Raw genomic sequence first — 18,273 nt, 5'->3', positions numbered from 1 at the left:
CCTGAGATGTTTTGGGGATTTTTCGCAACGTGGGAAGGCAAGAAAGCGCCTTTTGCCGCATGTGGCAGGCGCCCTGCGGCGATCTGCCGCGGACTGCGACACATTGGCGGCATGACGATGGGGCCGCGGCGGCACGGCATGGCGCGCCGCCAGGCAGGCTGACAGCCTCAGCCGCGCAGGAACGGCAGCACGTCTTCCAGAAGCCGCTCAGGCATCTCTTCGGCAATGTAGTGGCCGCACGGCAGCGCATGCCCGCGCACACGCCGCACCACCTTGCGCCATTCGTCCAGCGGGCGGAAGCACTGCCCGACGGCGCCCTGCTCGCCCCAAAGCGCCAGCATCTCGCATTCGACCATGCGCCCCGCGGCGAGATCGGCGCGGTCATGCTCGAGGTCGATGGTGGCACTGGCGCGGTAGTCCTCGCACAGCCCGTGGGCCGCGCCGGGCAGGCTCAGGCAGCGCAGATACTCGGCCATGGCGGCCTCGGAAAATGGCGCCAGCCCGGCGCTGCGGGCGCCCATGGTCTGGCGCAGGTAAAGCGCGGGATCCGCTTCGATCAGCGTTTCCGGAAACGGCGCCGGCCGGATCAGGAAGAACCAGTGCCAGTAGGCGCGGGCGAAGGCCTCGCTGGTCTGCGCGTACATCGCCAGCGTGGGTGCAATGTCCAGCGTCACCAGCCGCCCGACTGCCTGCGGATGATCCAGCACCAGCCGGTGCGCCACGCGCGCGCCGCGGTCGTGCGCCAGCACGCTGAACCGTTCGAAGCCCAGCGCGCGCATCAGCGCGAGCTGGTCGGCGGCCATGGCGCGCTTGCTGTAGTTGGCGTGGTCCGGCAAACCCGCGGGCTTGTCGCTGTCGCCGTAGCCACGCAGGTCGGCGGCCACCACGGTGAAATGCCGTGCCAGCACCGGCGCCACCTTGTGCCAGATCGCATGCGTCTGCGGGTGGCCGTGCAGCAGCAACAAAGCCGGCCCCTGGCCGCCGACCACCGCGTGGATGGCAACGTCGCCGCAGTCGATCCGGTGCGGCGTGAATCCTTCGAACATCGTCTGTCTCCATGGCCGGAACGGCGGCCGTCTGCATCCGTGCTGGCAAGTGTAATCACTAAGCAGCGCGACAGGATTTCCTGCCACGACACTCATTCGGTCGGTGGATTCATGAATTGCCGGATACCGCCAGCCCCTGCCGCCGGCAGGGATGCCCCCGGGTGCACAACGGCGGTCTGCTACCCTTGCATCATCCGCAGTGCCCGATTTCAAGCAACCGCCAGATCCGACCATGCATAGCCAAGACCTGTCCGCATGGACCCACAGCCATACCTTTGACGCCGGCAACCGTGACGCGGAGCGCGGCACGCGCCTGGTGATGGTTATCACCGCCATCGTCATGGTGGTGGAAATCGCCGCCGGCCTCTGGTTCAACTCGATGGCGCTGCTGGCCGACGGCTGGCACATGAGTTCGCACGCGCTGGCCATCGGCCTGTCCGCCTTTGCCTACGCGGCCGCGCGCCGCTATGCCAGCGACCGGCGCTTTGCCTTCGGCGCCTGGAAGATCGAAGTGCTGGCCGCCTTTGCCAGCGCGGTGTTCCTGCTCTGCATTGCCGCGCTGATGGCGGCGGGTTCGGTCGAGCGGCTGTTCAGCCCGCAGGACATCCATTACCGCGAGGCCATGGCCGTGACGGCGCTGGGGCTGCTGGTCAACCTCGGCTGCGCGCTGATCCTGGGTGGCCATACGCACGGGCATGGGCATGACCACGCGCACGGGCACCACCACCATGGCCACGATCATCACCACGACCACGGCCACCACCATGACATCAATCTGCGCGCGGCCTACCTGCACGTGCTGGCCGATGCCGCCACATCGGTGCTGGCGATCGTGGCGCTGGCCGGCGGCTGGTGGCTGGGCTGGGCCTGGCTAGACCCGGTGATGGGACTCGTAGGGGCGGCGCTGGTCGGCAAATGGGCGATCGGCCTGCTGCGCCAGAGCGGCACCGTGCTGCTGGACCGCGAGATGGACCACCCGGTGGTCGAAGAAGTGCGCGAGGTGCTGGCCGAACTAAACCGCGACGGCGGTGATGGCGGTTACGGCGATGAAGGCACCCGCGTGACCGACCTGCATGTCTGGCGCGTCGGCCGGCAGCACTTTGCCTGCATCGTCTGCCTGGTCACGCATGACGCCGCGCTGACGCCGCAGCGCGTGCGCCAGGCACTGTCCGTGCACGAGGAACTGGTGCACGTTACCGTCGAGATCAGCCGCTGCGCGGCCGCGCACTGAACACCCGCCGAACGCAAAACAGCGCGCCAGACCTGGCGCGCGGCTCTCTTCAGCTCAGTTCAGTTCAGCCCAGCTCGCACCACATGCACAGCGGCGGCGTATCGGTATGGCGCTGGAATTCGCTGGAGGACAGCACCTCCTCCGGCAGCTTCGATGCCGGCACCAGCGAAAAACCGTAGCGCGCGAAATAGCTCGGGCAACTCGATGCCAGCAGCACCGCACGCTGCAGGCCATTCGACCGCGCGCGCATCAGCGCGGCACGCACCACGTGCGTGGCCACGCCCTGGTCGCGGTGCTCGGGCAGCACCGCCACCGACCGGATCACCACGGTCTGGCCGAACGGCTCGCCGGCAGCGCAGCCGACGATCCGCGATTCGAGGATGGCGACATGGAAGTGCTCCAGCACGCGGAACACATCGTCGCTCGGCAGGCCACAGCGCTCTAGCAGCGCCCCCACCGCTGGCGCGTCCGAGGGCATCGCCGCCCGGATTCGCAGGTCTTTCATCATCAGGAGCCTCTCTTCTTCACATCACTTGGCGACGGGAACACCATGGAAGCCCGGCATGGTTGCGCCGCCCTGCTGGCGGCGCTCTGTGCACGCAGGCCGGTCCGGCCTGACCGCGCAACACTACCTGAATCGATTGCTTTGTACTATTGGGGAAGAACAGGGCAAACGGGTGTCGGCAATTGCCCGCCGCATTCCGCACAGGGGCGGCTGCGGCAACGGCGCGCCGTCGCGTGCATCACGCGGCGCAGGTGCGAGCAGGTGCGAAGAAGGGAGAAGAAAACTGGAGGCGGGGATCCGGAATCGAACCGTCGTACACGGCTTTGCAGGCCGTTGCATCACCACTCTGCCACCCCGCCGTGGATGGCGCGCCATACCGGCGCGTCGTGCTGCGGGCCGCAGTGTAGCGGGAAATGGAAAAGTCTGCAGGGCGCTGCGCGAGCGCCCGCGGCGGGCAGTCAGTCGCCGATCTCGCCCATGGCCGACTGCACGTAGTTCTGCAAGCCGACCTTGCCGATCAGTTCTATCTGCGATTCGAGCCAGTCGATATGCGATTCAGTGGCCTCCAGGATATCGACCACCACCTCGCGCGAAACATAATCGCCGATCGACTCCAGATACTTGATCGCATCCTTGCAACTGGCCTGCGAGACCTGTTCCAGCTTCAGGTCGCAGCCGAGCATTTCCTCGGTGTTCTCGCCAATCAGCAATTTGTCGAGGTCCTGCAGGTTGGGCAAGCCGTCGAGCAACAGGATGCGCTCGATCAGCTTGTCGGCATGCTTCATTTCCTCGATTGATTCCTCGTACTCGTGCTTGCCCAGGGCATTGAGTCCCCAATGCCGGTACATGCGCGCGTGCAGGAAATACTGGTTGATTGCGGTCAGCTCATGCCGGAGCTGGCCATTGAGCATCTGAATCGCCTTTTTATCGCTTTTCATGACAGCACCAACGACCCCTCGATTTGGGTGGATCAATTCTCATTATCGCGGCCAGCGCGCTGCTGCGGCGAATAGTTGTGAATATCGCGCCGTGGCTTTCATGGTAGACCGGCCAAGGGGGACATCAAGCAAATTCAGCGTATATTCGCCGATTATCCGTGGTTATTGAGGATGAGAATGGCAATGGTTTCCATTCGGTTTTCCCTTGCGTATGGAAAACCGCTTCCGCCATTATTATGCGGGCATTTCGGACACATGCCTGCCCCATAAAAAAGCGGGCGTACGCAGCATATTGCCGCGCCGCCCGCCATTGGAGGATCAGAAGGAATAATCAGTCGAGGCGCGCGCCCGAATCCGCCACCAGCGTCTTCAGCACCGGCCAGTCGCGCGCATAGAGCGCCTGCGCCTCGGCCGGCGAACTGCCTACCGGGCGCAGCCCCAGCGCGACCATGCGCGCCTGCATGTCGGGGGTCTGCAGGATCGCCTTCACCTCGCTTTCGAGCTTGGCCAAGATCGGCGCGGGCACGCCTACCGGCGCCACCAGCCCGATCCAGCCCACTGTCTTGAACGCGCTGTCCTGCATGCCCAGCTCGGCAAAGGTCGGCATCGCGGGCAACGCGCTGCTGCGCTGCGTGCCGGTGACGGCGAGCGCCTTGAGCTTGCCGCTCTCGATATACGGCTTGGCCGTCAGAATGCTGGCAAAGCCGAACTGCACCTGGCCGCCGAGCAGATCCTGCAGCATCGGCGCCTCGCCCTTGTAGGGCACGTGCGTGGCGTTGCCGCGCGTGAGCTTGCTGAGGTAGGCGCCGCTCAGGTGCGACAGCGATCCCACGCCCCATGAGGCATAGGTAGCCTTGCCGGCCTGGGCGCGCGCATAGTCGCCCAGCTCGCGCGGCGTGCGTGCCGGCACCGACGGGTGCGCCACCAGCACCAGTTGCGCGTCGGCCAGCACGCTGATCATGGTCAGGTCCTTGCGCGGGTCGTACGGCAGCTTGTCGAACAGGAACTGGTTGGTCAGTACCGACTGCGTCAGCGTCATCAGCAGCGTGTAGCCGTCAGGCGCAGCCTTGGCCACGGCATCGGTGCCGATGATGCCGGAGGCGCCGGCCTTGTTCTCCACCACGACCGGCTGGCCCAGCCGCTTGCTGAGTTTCTCGCCCATGGCGCGGGCGATGGTGTCGGTGCCGCCGCCGGCCACGTAGGGCACCACCAGGCGGATCGGCTTGGCCGGATAGGTCTGTGCCGCGGCCGGCAGCCCGAGGCTGAGCGAAAGCCCGCTGACTGCGAGCGCGAGCCATGCGCGTCGTTTCATGTCGTCTCCAGATCGTCTTTATGGTTTTGAAGGACAACGGTAGCGGGCTTGAGAAAGTACGTCCAATGCAATATTTTTCAGGTTTCGATGCATAAACAGTTAGATCAATGGGCCTGCGACAGCTGCATCACTTCGTCACCCTGGTGGAACAGGGCAGCTTCGCGCGCGCGGCCGCGGCGCTGCACCTGTCGCAGCCGGCACTGACGCGCAGCATCCAGGCGCTGGAGGCCGACCTCGGCACACTGGTCGACCGCAGCTACGGCAAGGTTCGCCCCACCGCCGCCGGCACGCTGGTGCTCGAGCGCGCGCGCCGCATGCTGCGCGAAAGCCGCGAACTGCGCCGCGACCTGCAGTTGCTGGACGATGTGGAGATCGGCGAGATCCGCGCCGGCTTCGGACCGTTCGCGGCATCGTTCCTGCTCGACCCGGTGCTGGAAGCGCTGGTGCGGCGCTACCCGCGCCTGCGCATCGACGTGGAAACCGCCGACACCACCACCATGCTGCGCGCGCTGGAAGCAGAACGGCTCGATGTCTTTGTCGGCGAAAGCCGCAGCCTGGCGCCGCTCGGCCACCTGCAGATCGAGCGCCTGCCGGCGCTGGAAACCGGCGTCTTCGTACGCGCGGCGCACCCGCTGGCGCAGCAGCACGACATCAGCCTCGCCGCGCTGCGCGACTACCCGGTGGCAGGCCCGAGGCTGCCGGCGCGTATCCAGCAGTACTTCCGCGAGGCGCTGCAGGCGGCAGGCGACGGCACGCCCGGGGACGACAGCACCGGCCTGCTCACCGTCACCTGCAATGACATGCACGCGTTGCGCGCGCTGATGCTGTCCGGTGACGCGGTCGCGCTGGTGCCGGTGGCGATGATGGCCGAGGCCTGCGCGCGGGGCGCGGCGGTGCCGCTGCGGATGCGCCCGCCCCACGACCTGCGCGCGCAGTACGGCATTGTGTCGCTGGCCGGGCATACCCCGTCGCCGGCGACGCGCGCGTTCGTGGCGGAGGTGCAAGCGGCGCTGGCGGGCTACCCGGGGGCGGGGGCGAGCATCGTCCCGGTTCGCTAGAAACTTTCGCAGGACACGGCGGCGACCTCTTCGACATCTATTTCACGCCGCTGATCGCGGGCTACCACTTCTCCAAGACCGGGCATGTGGCGCTGAGCCTGACCATCTGGGCGCCGACCGGCGAGTACGATCCCAACTCACTGGCCAATCCCAGCCTGAACATTCCCCGCGGCAATACCATGAACCGGTTATTGTCGAATCCCCTTGGTGCACGCTATGCTCCTGCCGCCGCTGACAACAGGCACGTCCAGACGCTCTCAAGAGCGCACGCGCGCCTGTCGATATAGGCGGTGCGGGGCGGTCAAAGCAGTTCAGTCCCCGCTTAAAACCAAAACGATACGGGGAAATATCAAAAATGTGGGGAGCAACTCTTCGCACGACGGCGCTCGTGTGCGGCGCCACTTTGCTTGGCGCTTGCGCGCAGAACTATGGAAACCGTGTAGCCGCGACTTCCGATAGTTTTCGCGCAGGGGGCATCGAGACCGCCATCGCAGCCCATGACAAGGCCCATGAGGGGGTCAAGCCGGAAGACCTGGACCTGCTGTATTTCCTGGAGCGCGGCGAGTTGATGCGCCTGCGCAAGGACGGGTTGAAGCCAAGTACCGACGCATGGTTCAAGGCGACCGAAAAGATCCAGGTATGGGAAGAGGATAGCCGGAGCAAGCTGACCAAGAGCGCTGGCGAGCTCGGCGCCGCATTGCTTTCGGAGTCGTTCAACCGCTATGACGGGCAGGACTACGAGAAAGTCATGCTCAGCACCCGGCTGGCACAGAACCATTTGATGGCTGGCCGCTGGGACGACGCACGTATCGAAATCCGGCGCATGTACGAGCGCGAGACATTGATTGCCTCCCTGCGCGAGAAGGAGGTGCAGGCACTCAAGGATGCGGCGGAAGAGAAAGGGGCGAAGGACACTGAAGTCAAGCTCAAGGACATCAAGGGGTATCCGGTCGAGATCTTCGACGACCCCGAAGTGACCGGCCTGCGCAATGCCTACCAGAGCGCTGCATCGCATTACCTGGCCGGCTTCGTCTTCGAGGCGCTGAACGAGCCCAGCCTTGCCACGGCGGGCTATCGGCAGGCTATCGAGCTGCGCCCTGACGTACCGATGCTGCAGAAGGGCCTGGAAGGCGTTGCCACCAGCAAGCGTGTGCCGGCCGGCAAGACCGACGTGCTGTTCGTCATCGAGTCCGGAAGCATGCCGGCGCGGGAAACCGTGAAGATCACGCTGCCTGTGCCGATCGGGGCGGGGGTGAAGCTGCTGTCCACCTCTTATCCTGTGATTCGTCCGGCTAAAGACACCTTCATCCCGACCTCGATCAAGGTCGGCGATGCTTCCGTGCCCGCGGCCATGGTCACCAGCCTGGATGCCATGGCTCGCCGTGCGCTGAAGGACGAGATGCCCGGGGCGGTAGCGCGCAGCATGGTTCGCATGGTTGTGTCCGGCGCCGCTCAGGAGGCGCTGCAGCGCAATGGCGGCGCCTTCGGCTCCCTGATGAGCCTTGCGGTTGGCCTGACCAGCGCCGCCACGGAGAGCGCAGACACGCGCCAATGGCGCACGCTGCCGGCCAACATCTCGCTGGCGCGCGCCGTGGTACCCAGCGGCGCATTGCCGGTGTCGTTCACCACGCCGCAAGGTACCTTCCGCCAGGAGGTCAAGGTCGACGGCACCTATGCACTCGTGGTCCTGCGCCCGTTGGGCAATAGCGACCTCAGCGCGCTGGTTTCGCAGCCAGGGGCTGGGCTGGTTGCTGCCGCGCCAGCCAAGCCCGAGCCCGCCAAGCGCAATGCGCGCCGCGCCAGTACCACGGTGGCGTCCAAGGGCGCGGCAAAAGGACAGTAAGGCCTTAAGTTGACTTTTCGAACGAGGCCGCGCGCGTCGCGGCCTCAAATCCTGGCTGGCCCTGTGCCGGCCTTTTGCACGTCTGATGCACCCTGAAGAATGAACCACCTATTCCGCAACTTCTCCGTATCTGCCGTGGCGGCATTGGCCCTGTCGGGTGCAAGCGCGCTGCTGCCAGGCCTGGCACACGCCGAAACCATTGCATCCAGGGTGGTACAGCTTGGCGAAGCGAACAAGATCCGCGTGAGCGCGCTTCGCGCCGTGGAACGCAACGGCCGGCTGCTGGTACAGGCGCAGTTCGCCAATACTTCGACGGACCCACAGCACTTCGCCTATCGCTTCAAATGGCTTGACCAGGACCAGATGAGCGTGTGGGAAGACGAAGCCTGGAAGCCGGTCATGCTGCATGGCGTGCAGTCCACCGACATCCAGTCCCTGGCGCCCACCCGTGCGGCGACAGACTTCCGCATTGAACTGCACGCTGTCGACAACACCGCGTCGCTGTTCGGCCCGTCGAGGTAACGACAGCCAGCCTCACCCGCCATACAGCCTTTGCCTTACCCGAAGACTCATCAAGGAAATCCAGTCATGCATCCGATTTTTGCTCGTTCTCCTATTCTCGCGTTGCTCGCCGCCGGTGCGCTGCTGGGCGGTTGTACCACCGTTGCCGGCCCGCGCATGGATGGCAACGTCCAGTATGGCGACGCCAGGGCCGTCGAGGCCCTGACCAATGAATTCGGCTCTACCGACCTGCAGACGATTGCCGAAGCCATGACGCGCTCGCTGCTGCAATCGCGCCCCATCACTGCGCCGCGCGAGGCGCCGGTTGTCACGCTGGCCGAGGTCAAGAACAAGACGGGCGAATACATCGACACCCGCGCCATCACGGAGAAGATCCGCAACCAGCTGCTCAAGAGCGGTTCGGTGCGCTTTGCTACCGCGGGCGTGGACATGCAGGGCCAGGTGGATGAACTGCAGCGGCAGAACCAGACGGGCCTGTACAAGAACAGTGGCAAGGCCCGCATGGGCCAGATGCAGGCAGCCAGGTACCGGCTCGAGGGCAACATCACGTCCATCACCAAGCGCACCTCGAACGTGAAGGACGTGTACTACCTGTTCAACCTGACGCTGGTGGACAACGAGTCCGGCATGCTGGAGTGGGCTGACGAGAAGGAAATCCGCAAGACGTCGTATCGTTGAGCGAGGCTGCGATGCTACGTTTCCTGACCGCGGCAGTCGCCGCCCTGGCCTGCTCCGGGGCCATCGCCCAGGTGAAGGTCGCCGTTGCAGACCTGGCCTATAAGGACACCATCCGGGAAGCGTTCTCTTATGAGTCCGGCTACCGGAAGTCCCACAACAGCGGGGCAATGAACTACAGCGGCGGCATGGGGTCGTCGAATGGCCACGCAAACCACTCGTCATCCAGCGAGTCGGCTTTTGTGAAGGCATCCGGTGAACTCACGCGCATCGAATACGGCGAATTGCGCCGCTTCACCGCTGACATCAAGGGACAACTCGTCAGCAGTGGCGCGATACGGGTCGTACAGGCCAGGCAGTACACCGGCGACCCTTCCGAGGCGCTCTTCAATGTCCGCGAGCGCATCCGCCAGGGCGATTTCGCCGGCGCGGACTATGTGCTCTTCGGCGTAGTCAACAGCCTGGAGTGGCGTAACGACGTACAGCCGGTGCAGCACACGCGCAACTCGATGCTGCTTTACAGCCTGGAAGTCGGCGCTGAATTCAGCCTCATCAACACCCGGACCATGGAAGTGCGTGCCGCGTTCTCGGCCGTTGGCGAAGGCAATGACAACAAGATCTGGTCATCCGGCGCCGCGCTGACGCCCAACAAGGCACGGGTGATGCAGGCCGTGTCGCGCTCGCTGGCTGAAGAAGTGGTTCGCCAGCTCGGCGACCAGTTCAGCGTGGGCGGTGGCCGCCTGGCCATGGGCGAGGAGAACTACGACGGCTCGCGCAGCCCGCGCGGACCTGAAACCGCCGGATCACCTCGCAAGGTCAGGGTGTTTGAGTAACGGCGAACCAGGGGCTGCCCTTTGCAGCCCCTGCGCCCTACGGTCGAAACGCCATGGAGCACGAATGGCTTTGACAAAAAAAGAGCCGGCCAATGAGGGCCGGCTCTTCCTTTTTATGGCACTCAACCTGCTGTCGCGACCTTACTCCACCGTCACCGACTTGGCGAGGTTGCGCGGCTTGTCGACGTCAGTACCGCGCGCGCAAGCCGTGTGATACGCCAGCAGCTGCAGCGGCACCACGTGCAGGATCGGCGACAGGTCGCCATAGTGCTCGGGCATGCGGATCACCTGGATGCCGTCCGACGACTGGATCTGCGTATCGCTGTCGGCAAACACATAGAGCCGGCCGCCGCGCGCGCGCACTTCCTGGATGTTGGACTTCAGCTTTTCCAGCAGCGCGTCGTTGGGGGCGACGGTGACCACCGGCATCGCTTCGGTAACCAGCGCCAGCGGGCCGTGCTTCAGTTCGCCGGCCGGATAGGCCTCGGCGTGGATGTACGAGATTTCCTTGAGCTTGAGCGCGCCTTCGAGCGCGATCGGATAGTGCAGGCCACGGCCCAGGAACAGCGCGTTCTCGCGGCGCGCGAAGTCTTCGGACCAGGCGATGATCTGCGGCTCCAGCGCCAGCACGCCGTGCAGCGCGGCCGGCAGGTGGCGCAGGTTGGCCAGGTCCCTGGCTTCGGCTTCCTCGGTCAGCAGGCCGCGCACCTTGGCCAGCGACAGCGTCAGCATGTACAGCGCGGCCAGCTGCGTGGTGAAGGCCTTGGTCGAGGCCACGCCGATCTCGGTGCCGGCGCGGGTCAGGAAGCGCAGCTCGGTCTCGCGCACCATGGCGCTGGTGGCGACGTTGCAGACGGCCAGCGTGTGCACATGGCCCAGCGCGCGCGCGTGGCGCATCGCGGCCATGGTGTCGGCGGTTTCGCCCGACTGCGAGATCACCACCACCAGGGCGCGCGGGTTCGGCACGGTTTCGCGGTAGCGGTATTCGCTGGCGACCTCGACCTGGGTCGGGATCTTGGCGATGCTTTCGAGCCAGTACTTGGCCGTGCAGCCGGAGTAGTAGCTGGTGCCGCACGCCAGGATCAGCACGCTGTCGACACCGGCAAAGACCTCGGCGGCCTTGTCGCCGAACAGCGCCGGCGTGATGCTTTCCACGCCTTCCAGCGTGTCGCCCAGCGCGCGCGGCTGTTCGAAGATTTCCTTCTGCATGAAGTGGCGGTACGGGCCCAGCTCGACCGATGCGGCATGGGCTTCAACCAGGCGGGCTTCGCGCTCGACCGCGTGGTCTTGCGCGTCATGGATGACCACGCCGTCGAGCGAGATCTCGACCACGTCGCCCTCTTCCAGGTAGATGATGCGGTTGGCGGTGCCGGCCACGGCGAGCGCGTCGGACGCGAGGAAGGCCTCGTTCTCGCCGAGCGCCACCACCAGCGGCGAACCGGCGCGCGCGCCGACCACCACGCCGGGCTGGTCCTTGGCGAACACGGCGATGGCGTAGGCGCCGTGCAGGCGCTTGGTGACCGCGCGCACCGAGCCGAACAGGTCCCCGCGGGTGGCGCTGCTCGGATAGGAATAGGCCTGGTGGATCAGGTGGGCGACAACTTCGGTGTCGGTCTGCGACTCGAAGCCGTAGCCGACCGCGCGCAGTTCCTCGCGCAGCGGCTCGTAGTTCTCGATGATGCCGTTGTGCACCAGCGCGATGGTCTCGCCCGACAGGTGGGGGTGGGCGTTGACGGTGTCGGGCCTGCCGTGGGTGGCCCAGCGCGTGTGCGCCACGCCGGTCAAGCCCGACAGGCCCGAGGCCTGGGTCTGCGCATCCAGGTCGGCCACGCGCGACACGGTGCGGGCGCGCTCGACCGCATCGTCGCGCACGACGGCGACGCCACACGAGTCATAGCCGCGGTATTCCAGGCGGCGCAGACCCTCGATCAGGACCGGAACGATATTGCGCGTCGAAACCGCGCCGACGATGCCACACATGCTGAACCCCCGTTGCTGGCGCCCACTGCGGCGCACTATCCAATCCAATCGCGCCGCCCGTGCCGGGTCGGCGCTTCCATGGCCGCTCACGCGGCGGCCTGACGATTACTTCTTCGGCGGCTTGACCGGACGCTGCCAGGCATCGATGGTCATCTGCTTGGCGCGCGACAGCGTCAGCTTGTCCGCGGGTGCTTCCCTGGTCAGCGTAGTGCCCGCGCCCAGCGTGGCGCCGCGGCGTACCGTCACTGGCGCGACCAGTTGCGTATCGGAGCCGATAAAGACGTCGTCCTCGATCACCGTCCGGTGCTTGTTCACACCGTCATAGTTGCAGGTGATCGTGCCGGCGCCAATATTGACGCGCGAACCCACTGTGGCGTCTCCAACATATGCAAGGTGATTGGCCTTGCTGTGGGCCGCCACCTGGGCATTCTTGACCTCGACGAAGTTGCCGATATGGACATCTTCGCCCAGTTCGGTGCCCGGGCGCAGCCGCGCGTAGGGCCCGATGCGGCCGGCAGGGCCTATTTTGGCACTATCGACATGGCAGAAGGGGTGCAATTGCGCGCCGGCACCCACGGTGCTGTTGCGGATCACGCAATGGGCGCCGATGCTGGCGCCGTCTTCCAGGTGCACGCGGCCCTCGAACACGCAGCCGACATCGATGGTGACATCGCGCCCGCAGGTCAGCTCGCCACGCACATCGATGCGCGCCGGGTCCAGCAGCGTCACGCCGGCTTCCAGCAGGCGGCGGGCCTGGTTGCCCTGGTGGATGCGCTCGACTTCGGCCAGCTGCAGCTTGCTGTTGACCCCGAGGGTTTCCCAGATCGCCGCGGGCTGGGCCGAGACGATCTCGACGCCCTCCGTGGCGGCGCGCTCGACCGTGTCGGTCAGGTAGTACTCGCCCTGGGCATTGTCGTTGCCGAGCGTCGACAGCCAGCGCCGCAGGTGGCCCGTCGGGCACACGATGATGCCGGTATTGATCTCGTGGATGGCCTTGACGGCCTCGCTGGCGTCCTTTTGCTCGACGATGCGGACGATGCTGCCCGCGGCGTCGCGTACGATACGTCCATAGCCGGTCGGATCGGGCATTTCGACCGTCAGCACGCCGAAGCGCTCGGTGCCGGCCTCGGCCACCAGTGCCTTCAGCGTGGCGGCGGTTGTGAGCGGCACGTCACCGTATAGAACCAATGTAGGCTGGCTGTCGTCCAACAATGGAAGTGCCTGCATCACCGCATGGCCCGTGCCAAGCTGTTGGGCCTGTTCCGCGAAGGCGACATCGTCGGCGGCGACCGCCTCGCGCACATGCGCGGCGCCGTGGCCGACCACGACCACCAGCCGCGACGGCGACAGCGCGCGTGCCGTATCGAGGACGTGCGCCAGCATGGGCCGCCCTGCAACCGGGTGCAGTACCTTGGGCAAATCGGAAACCATTCGCTTGCCCATGCCGGCGGCGAGAATGACGATATTCACAAGGAGACCCCTAAGTGAGTGTGTCCGAAAATATTCTGGAAAACGCCAACCGGGTGATTCGCGGACTGCGCCGCCCAGCTTGGCTGCAGGCCCGGGCCCAGTCGGTGCGGAAACCCGCAAACCCTTGCCAGTCTTGGGCTGGCGGCGCTCGGGAGGGCCCTGCTGCAATGCGCGCCGATTTTAACATGGCGTTTTCTGCCCAAGGCCGCGCTGTTTCCGAATTTCACAATAGGTGGGCGCGGCGGATTTTGGTGATTTTCAGCGCGGCGGCGCTGTGCGCGTGCAACGCGATGAAACTCGGGTACCAGCAGGGTGACCGGCTGGCGTACTGGTGGATCGACAATTATGTCGACGTCACTTCCGCCCAGGAGCCGCTCACGCGCGAGGCGATCGCGCGCTTCTTTGCCTGGCACCGCAAGGCTCAGCTGCCTGAAATCTCGGGCCTGCTGCAGCAGGCCAAGGCCGAGGTCCGCCAGCCGGTGACGCCGGCCATGGTCGAGCACTTCCAGGACGCCTCGCAGCAGCTTGCACGCCGCTCCTACGAGCAGGCCATGCCCGACATGGCCGACCTGCTGCTGACCCTGACGCCCGAACAGATCGCCCGCATGGAGAAGAAATTCGCCGAGGGCAACGCCAAGTACCGCAAGAAATTCCTGAACCCGAATCCGGCCGAGCGGGTCGATGCCCGCTTCGACAAGGTGATGGACTACGCGCGGCTGGTCTATGGCGGCTTCTCCGGCGAGCAGGAAAAGCAGATCCGTGAGGCGATACTGCCCGTGGTCGACAGCGCCGAGGCGCGCTATGCCGAGCGGGTGGCGCGGCAGCAGGAATGGCTGAAGATGGTGCGCTACGTGCAAACCACGCAGCCGTCCAAGCCGCAGGTGATAGACCTGCTGCGGCGCTTCCGCGACTACTGGCAGAACCCGCCGGCCAAGCAGGCGGCGCGCCACGATGCCAGCACCACCGCCGGGATCGCATTGACGGTGGCAATCGCCAACATGACCACGCCGCAACAGAAGGCGCATGCGCAGGACCGGTTCCAGAAGTGGATCGACGATACCAACGCGCTGATGCGGGAAAAGGCGAACGCCCCGGTGCAGTCCGCGGCGACGAACTAGGATTCGGCCACCGGGTTTCGGCCACCCTCAATGCAAAATGCCCGCTCGCGCGGGCATTTTGGCTATGTGGCGGCAGTTACTGCGGCGCGCCGGCCTGCTCCGCCTCGGGCGCGGATGCCGGCGGACGCTCGAAGCGCACGAACTCCATCCGGTTCTCTTCCAGGCTGCCCGCGAACACCAGCGGCTGCTGCTGGAAGGTGGTCTCACCGAACAGCGAGGCCTCGTCCACCTTGGCCAGGCCCGTGGCCAGCCCCGTGAACGGGAACAGCTCGGTATCGGCCAGGTGCGAAGGCACCACGTTGCGCAGCGCCGAGAAGATATTGTCGATGCGGCCCGGGTTCTGCCGCTCCCACTCCTGCAGCATCTCGCTGACCTTCTTGCGCTGGAGGTTTTCCTGCGAGCCGCACAGGTTGCACGGGATGATCGGGAATTCCATCGCGCGCGCGTACGACGCAATGTCCTTCTCCGAGCAGTACGCCAGCGGGCGGATCACGATATGCGCGCCGTCGTCGGTGGCCAGCTTGGGCGGCATGGCTTTCATCTTGCCGCCGAAGAACATGTTCAGGAAGAAGGTGTTGACGATGTCGTCGCGGTGGTGGCCCAGCGCGATCTTGTTGGCGCCCAGCTCCTTGGCGGTGCGGTAGATCACGCCGCGGCGCAGGCGCGAGCACAGCGAGCAGGTCGTCTTGCCCTCGGGCACCTTCTCCTTGACGATCGAGTACGTGTCCGCCTCGACAATCAGGTACTCCACGCCCACCGACTTCAGGTATTCAGGCAGCACATGCTCCGGGAAACCCGGCTGCTTCTGGTCCAGGTTCATCGCGATCAGCTTGAACTTGATGGGCGCGCGCTTCTGCAGCGCCATCAGGACCGACAGCATGGTGTACGAGTCCTTGCCGCCACTCATGCAGACAAGCACGGTGTCGCCGTCCTCGATCATGCCGAAGTCGCCGATGGCCTTGCCGGTTTGCGATTGCAGCCTCGTCTCGAGGCGGTAGAAATTGTTCGAGTGGCTCATGAAGCATCCTGTTGCATGGCGCCTGCCGGATGGAATGGCCGGCAGCGCGCGAAGGGGCAACATTCTACTTTAGGCGCCCGCACGCTGCAGGCGCCAGGCAAATGCCGCAGATACTGCAAATGCCGCAAATACCGCAAATACCGCCTCAGGCGCCCTGCTTGATCTGGAACACCTCGACGCCCACGGAATCGCAGTCCGGGTACACGTCGGGCTTCTCGGTCGACACGCGCACGGCGCGCACCTTGGGGTGCTTGAGCATGGCGCGCGCGACGTCGTCGCACAGCGTTTCCTGCAAGTGGACGTGGCCCTGCGCCATGCGCTCGGCCACGGTGTTGCGCATGAAGTCGTAGTCAACCACTTCGTCGAGCTTGTCGGCGTGCGGGGTGCATTCTTCCAGCGGCACGAACAGGTCGATATTGATCAGCACGCGCTGCTCGCCCTTCTTCTCGAACTCATGCACGCCGATATTGATCTGCACTTCATAGTTGCGCAGGAACATGCGTCGGCAGTCCTGCAGGCTGGGGTGGGAAAGAGCGGCGAGCATGGTCATGGCTGGGAGAAAAGACTAGAAATGGAAACGCCGCGCCGGGCGGGCACGGCACATCAGGGTACGGTTTTCCGGCGTGCCTTGGCGTACAGGCGCCAGCTTACTCGGTCAGGAACATCACGTCGCGCGCCAGCGGCATCAGGTGCTGGCCGCCGTCCACATACAGCGTGGTGCCGGTGACAGCTTTCGCCTGCGCCATATAGGCCACCGCCTGGGCGATATCCTCGGGCGTCGAGGACTGGCCCAGCGGCGTCACGCGATGCGCGCGGCGGAAGCTCTGCTCCGACTGCTCGCCCGACACCAGCGTGATGCCCGGCGCCACGCCGACCACGCGGATGCGCGGCGCCAGCGCCTGCGCCAGCTGCACCGTGGCGGTCTGCAGCGCGGCCTTGGACAGCGTGTACGACAGGAAATCGGGATTCAGGTTGTCCAGCTTCTGGTCGAGCAGGTTGATCACCACGCCGCGCGGTTCGGCCGCCTTGTCTTTGTCGCCGCCCGGGGCAGCGGCGGCCAGCGCCTTGTGCAGCTCGCGCGCCAGCAGCAGCGGCGCCGCCACATTGGTGCGCATATGCGTATCGAGCGACGCATACGAGAAACTGGTCGCCACGTCATACTGGAACAGCGAGGCGTTGTTGACCAGGCAGGTCGGCAAGCCCAGCGCGGCGATGCAGTCCGCGATCAGGCGGCCGGTGGCGGCCTCGTCTGCGAGGTCGGCGCGCAGCACCGCGGCCCGGCGGCCGAGCGCGCGGATCCTGGTTGCCAGCGCCTCGGCCTCGTCGACCGAGCGGTGGCAATGCACGGCCACGTCCCAGCCTTGCGTTGCCAGTTCCAGCGCAATGGCGCGGCCCAGGCGACGCGCGCCGCCGGTGACGAGGGCGACGCCGCGGGCAGCGGTCTGGGCGGCGGCAGGATTGGCGGCAGCGGGTGCCGGGGTATCGGATGCGGGCATTGCTACAATCGCGGGATGCAGAAAGCCGCTAGTTTACCCCTTCCCCCCGCCGACGCGCAGGCCGCTTCCGATACCCTTACAGCCCGTATTGGCGAATCGATCGATGCGGCCGGCGGCTGGATCGGCTTTGACCGCTATATGGCGCTGGCGCTGTACGCGCCCGGCCTGGGCTACTACAGCGGCGGTTCGGCCAAGTTCGGGCGCGATGCCCGCGACGGCAGCGACTTCATTACCGCACCGGAACTGAGCCCGTTCTTCGCGCGCACGCTGGCGCGCCAGGTCGCGCCACTGGTGGCGCAAGACCTGCCGCGGATGATGGAGTTCGGCGCCGGCACCGGCCGCCTGGCCGCGGACTTGCTGCTGGGGCTGGAGCAGGAAGGCCAGCTGCCGCAGGAATACGCGATCGTCGAACTGTCCGGCGAGCTGCGCGCACGCCAGCAGGAAACGCTGGCGCAGCGCGCCCCGCACCTGGCAGCGCGCGTGCGCTGGCTGGACGCGCTGCCCGACAGTTTCGAGGGCGTCATCGTCGGCAACGAAGTGCTCGATGCGATGCCGGTGCAGCTCTACGCACGCGTTGGTGGCCGTTGGCACGAACGCGGCGTGGCCCGCGCCGAAACCGGCGCGGCCACGGCATTCCGCTTCGAGGACCGCTTGCTCGCCGATGCCGACGTGCCCGCAATGCTGCGCGACATTGCCGGCGACCATGATGTCGTCACCGAGACCCATGCCGAAGCCGAGGGCTTCACGCGTGCCGTCGGCGCGATGCTGGCGCGCGGCACCGCCTTCTTCATCGACTACGGCTTTCCCGCCGCCGAGTACTACCACCCGCAGCGCGCCGGCGGCACGCTGATGTGCCACTACCGCCATCACGCGCATCCGGACCCGTTCCTCTACCCCGGCCTGCAGGACATCACCGCGCACGTCAATTTCAGCGGCATCGCCGCCGCCGCGGTGGAAACCGGGCTGACCGTATCGGGCTTTGCCTCGCAGGCGCGCTTCCTGATGAACGCGGGCATCACCGAGCTGCTGATGGCGCTGGACCCGTCCGATGCGCGCGCCTTCCTGCCGCAAGCCAACGCCGTGCAAAAGCTGCTGTCCGAAGCGGAGATGGGCGAGCTGTTCAAGGTCATCGCGCTGACGCGGGGCCTCGACGACGGCACGGACCAGAGCGAGCCGCTGGCCGGCTTCGCCCGCGGCGACCGCTGCCACACCCTGTAAGCCAAAGGCA

General features: G+C 65.9%; 17 protein-coding genes, 1 tRNA gene and 1 pseudogene. 9 read left to right on the top strand and 10 right to left on the bottom strand.

Annotation, left to right across the window (positions count from 1 at the left end; all coding sequences use genetic code 11):
- Positions 1-167: 167 nt before the first annotated feature.
- On the bottom strand, positions 168-1,046 hold the full coding sequence (locus CTP10_RS01070; protein WP_116316936.1) for an alpha/beta fold hydrolase: 879 nt from the start codon (positions 1,044-1,046) through the stop codon (positions 168-170).
- A gap of 232 nt (positions 1,047-1,278) precedes the next feature.
- Between CTP10_RS01070 and dmeF the strand changes: the two genes are divergently transcribed.
- A complete protein-coding gene (gene dmeF, locus CTP10_RS01065; RefSeq protein ID WP_116316935.1) occupies positions 1,279-2,277 on the top strand; it encodes a CDF family Co(II)/Ni(II) efflux transporter DmeF in 999 nt (332 codons plus the stop codon).
- Positions 2,278-2,341: 64 nt separating this feature from the next.
- Here the strand turns inward: dmeF and CTP10_RS01060 are convergent, their stop codons facing one another.
- From CTP10_RS01060 to CTP10_RS01045, 4 genes are all read right to left on the bottom strand, one after another.
- On the bottom strand, positions 2,342-2,785 hold the full coding sequence (locus tag CTP10_RS01060; RefSeq protein ID WP_116316934.1) for a GNAT family N-acetyltransferase: 444 nt from the start codon (positions 2,783-2,785) through the stop codon (positions 2,342-2,344).
- A gap of 281 nt (positions 2,786-3,066) precedes the next feature.
- Positions 3,067-3,141: transfer RNA gene (locus CTP10_RS01055), tRNA-Cys, on the bottom strand.
- Positions 3,142-3,240: 99 nt separating this feature from the next.
- Positions 3,241-3,720 (bottom strand): bacterioferritin, encoded by a 480-nt coding sequence (gene bfr, locus CTP10_RS01050; protein WP_116316933.1) that lies wholly within the window; start codon positions 3,718-3,720, stop codon positions 3,241-3,243.
- A gap of 331 nt (positions 3,721-4,051) precedes the next feature.
- Positions 4,052-5,032 (bottom strand): Bug family tripartite tricarboxylate transporter substrate binding protein, encoded by a 981-nt coding sequence (locus CTP10_RS01045; protein WP_116316932.1) that lies wholly within the window; start codon positions 5,030-5,032, stop codon positions 4,052-4,054.
- 107 nt (positions 5,033-5,139) lie between these two features.
- Between CTP10_RS01045 and CTP10_RS01040 the strand changes: the two genes are divergently transcribed.
- From CTP10_RS01040 to CTP10_RS01015, 6 genes and pseudogenes are all read left to right on the top strand, one after another.
- Complete coding sequence (locus CTP10_RS01040) at positions 5,140-6,090, top strand: LysR family transcriptional regulator (RefSeq protein WP_116316931.1); 951 nt, start codon at positions 5,140-5,142, stop codon at positions 6,088-6,090.
- Positions 6,091-6,113: 23 nt separating this feature from the next.
- Positions 6,114-6,251: pseudogene (locus CTP10_RS01035) on the top strand (transporter); the annotation flags it as partial.
- Positions 6,252-6,445: 194 nt separating this feature from the next.
- Entirely contained in the window at positions 6,446-7,933 is a 1,488-nt protein-coding gene (locus CTP10_RS01030) for a COG3014 family protein (protein WP_147316177.1), read from the top strand.
- A gap of 99 nt (positions 7,934-8,032) precedes the next feature.
- Positions 8,033-8,455, top strand: a complete 423-nt coding sequence (locus CTP10_RS01025) for a YcfL family protein (protein ID WP_116316929.1) — start codon at positions 8,033-8,035, stop codon at positions 8,453-8,455.
- Between the two features lie 66 nt (positions 8,456-8,521).
- Positions 8,522-9,133 carry a penicillin-binding protein activator LpoB gene (gene lpoB / locus CTP10_RS01020; RefSeq protein ID WP_116316928.1) on the top strand — a complete coding sequence of 204 codons (612 nt, stop codon included), beginning with the start codon at positions 8,522-8,524 and terminating at the stop codon, positions 9,131-9,133.
- Positions 9,134-9,144: 11 nt separating this feature from the next.
- Positions 9,145-9,963, top strand: a complete 819-nt coding sequence (locus tag CTP10_RS01015) for a hypothetical protein (RefSeq protein ID WP_116316927.1) — start codon at positions 9,145-9,147, stop codon at positions 9,961-9,963.
- 141 nt (positions 9,964-10,104) lie between these two features.
- Here the strand turns inward: CTP10_RS01015 and glmS are convergent, their stop codons facing one another.
- Positions 10,105-11,943 (bottom strand): glutamine--fructose-6-phosphate transaminase (isomerizing), encoded by a 1,839-nt coding sequence (gene glmS / locus CTP10_RS01010; RefSeq protein WP_116316926.1) that lies wholly within the window; start codon positions 11,941-11,943, stop codon positions 10,105-10,107.
- A 105-nt stretch (positions 11,944-12,048) separates the two neighbouring features.
- Positions 12,049-13,413: a bifunctional UDP-N-acetylglucosamine diphosphorylase/glucosamine-1-phosphate N-acetyltransferase GlmU gene (gene glmU / locus CTP10_RS01005; RefSeq protein ID WP_116316925.1), complete on the bottom strand. Its 1,365-nt coding sequence runs from the start codon at positions 13,411-13,413 to the stop codon at positions 12,049-12,051.
- A gap of 14 nt (positions 13,414-13,427) precedes the next feature.
- Between glmU and CTP10_RS01000 the strand changes: the two genes are divergently transcribed.
- Positions 13,428-14,531 carry a DUF6279 family lipoprotein gene (locus tag CTP10_RS01000; RefSeq protein ID WP_233527933.1) on the top strand — a complete coding sequence of 368 codons (1,104 nt, stop codon included), beginning with the start codon at positions 13,428-13,430 and terminating at the stop codon, positions 14,529-14,531.
- Positions 14,532-14,607: 76 nt separating this feature from the next.
- Here CTP10_RS01000 and ttcA read toward each other — a convergent pair whose 3' ends face one another.
- The 3 genes from ttcA to CTP10_RS00985 form a co-directional block, all read right to left on the bottom strand.
- Positions 14,608-15,549, bottom strand: coding sequence for a tRNA 2-thiocytidine(32) synthetase TtcA (gene ttcA, locus CTP10_RS00995; protein ID WP_116316924.1), 942 nt, complete (start codon positions 15,547-15,549; stop codon positions 14,608-14,610).
- A 145-nt stretch (positions 15,550-15,694) separates the two neighbouring features.
- Positions 15,695-16,099 carry a dihydroneopterin aldolase gene (locus CTP10_RS00990; protein WP_116316923.1) on the bottom strand — a complete coding sequence of 135 codons (405 nt, stop codon included), beginning with the start codon at positions 16,097-16,099 and terminating at the stop codon, positions 15,695-15,697.
- A 97-nt stretch (positions 16,100-16,196) separates the two neighbouring features.
- Positions 16,197-17,045, bottom strand: a complete 849-nt coding sequence (locus CTP10_RS00985; RefSeq protein ID WP_116316922.1) for an SDR family oxidoreductase — start codon at positions 17,043-17,045, stop codon at positions 16,197-16,199.
- Positions 17,046-17,060: 15 nt separating this feature from the next.
- On the opposite strand from CTP10_RS00985, the gene CTP10_RS00980 reads away from it, so the two are divergent.
- Positions 17,061-18,263, top strand: a complete 1,203-nt coding sequence (locus tag CTP10_RS00980) for a class I SAM-dependent methyltransferase (RefSeq protein ID WP_116316921.1) — start codon at positions 17,061-17,063, stop codon at positions 18,261-18,263.
- Positions 18,264-18,273 lie beyond the last annotated feature (10 nt).

The sequence above is a fragment of the Cupriavidus sp. P-10 genome (genome assembly GCF_003402535.2).
GTDB lineage: Bacteria > Pseudomonadota > Gammaproteobacteria > Burkholderiales > Burkholderiaceae > Cupriavidus.
This window is presented reverse-complemented; position numbering and strand designations above follow the sequence as displayed.

Excerpts from the sequence above, each read along its gene's own strand:
- dmeF (WP_116316935.1), top strand. The coding sequence starts at position 1,279 with ATGCATAGCCAAGACCTGTCCGCATGGACCCACAGCCATACCTTTGAC.
- CTP10_RS00980 (WP_116316921.1), top strand. The coding sequence starts at position 17,061 with ATGCAGAAAGCCGCTAGTTTACCCCTTCCCCCCGCCGACGCGCAGGCC.
- CTP10_RS00985 (WP_116316922.1), bottom strand. The coding sequence starts at position 17,045 with ATGCCCGCATCCGATACCCCGGCACCCGCTGCCGCCAATCCTGCCGCC.
- CTP10_RS00990 (WP_116316923.1), bottom strand. The coding sequence starts at position 16,099 with ATGACCATGCTCGCCGCTCTTTCCCACCCCAGCCTGCAGGACTGCCGA.
- bfr (WP_116316933.1), bottom strand. The coding sequence starts at position 3,720 with ATGAAAAGCGATAAAAAGGCGATTCAGATGCTCAATGGCCAGCTCCGG.
- CTP10_RS01040 (WP_116316931.1), top strand. The coding sequence starts at position 5,140 with ATGGGCCTGCGACAGCTGCATCACTTCGTCACCCTGGTGGAACAGGGC.
- glmS (WP_116316926.1), bottom strand. The coding sequence starts at position 11,943 with ATGTGTGGCATCGTCGGCGCGGTTTCGACGCGCAATATCGTTCCGGTC.
- CTP10_RS01070 (WP_116316936.1), bottom strand. The coding sequence starts at position 1,046 with ATGTTCGAAGGATTCACGCCGCACCGGATCGACTGCGGCGACGTTGCC.
- CTP10_RS01060 (WP_116316934.1), bottom strand. The coding sequence starts at position 2,785 with ATGATGAAAGACCTGCGAATCCGGGCGGCGATGCCCTCGGACGCGCCA.
- lpoB (WP_116316928.1), top strand. The coding sequence starts at position 8,522 with ATGCATCCGATTTTTGCTCGTTCTCCTATTCTCGCGTTGCTCGCCGCC.
- CTP10_RS01045 (WP_116316932.1), bottom strand. The coding sequence starts at position 5,032 with ATGAAACGACGCGCATGGCTCGCGCTCGCAGTCAGCGGGCTTTCGCTC.
- ttcA (WP_116316924.1), bottom strand. The coding sequence starts at position 15,549 with ATGAGCCACTCGAACAATTTCTACCGCCTCGAGACGAGGCTGCAATCG.
- CTP10_RS01030 (WP_147316177.1), top strand. The coding sequence starts at position 6,446 with ATGTGGGGAGCAACTCTTCGCACGACGGCGCTCGTGTGCGGCGCCACT.
- CTP10_RS01025 (WP_116316929.1), top strand. The coding sequence starts at position 8,033 with ATGAACCACCTATTCCGCAACTTCTCCGTATCTGCCGTGGCGGCATTG.
- CTP10_RS01015 (WP_116316927.1), top strand. The coding sequence starts at position 9,145 with ATGCTACGTTTCCTGACCGCGGCAGTCGCCGCCCTGGCCTGCTCCGGG.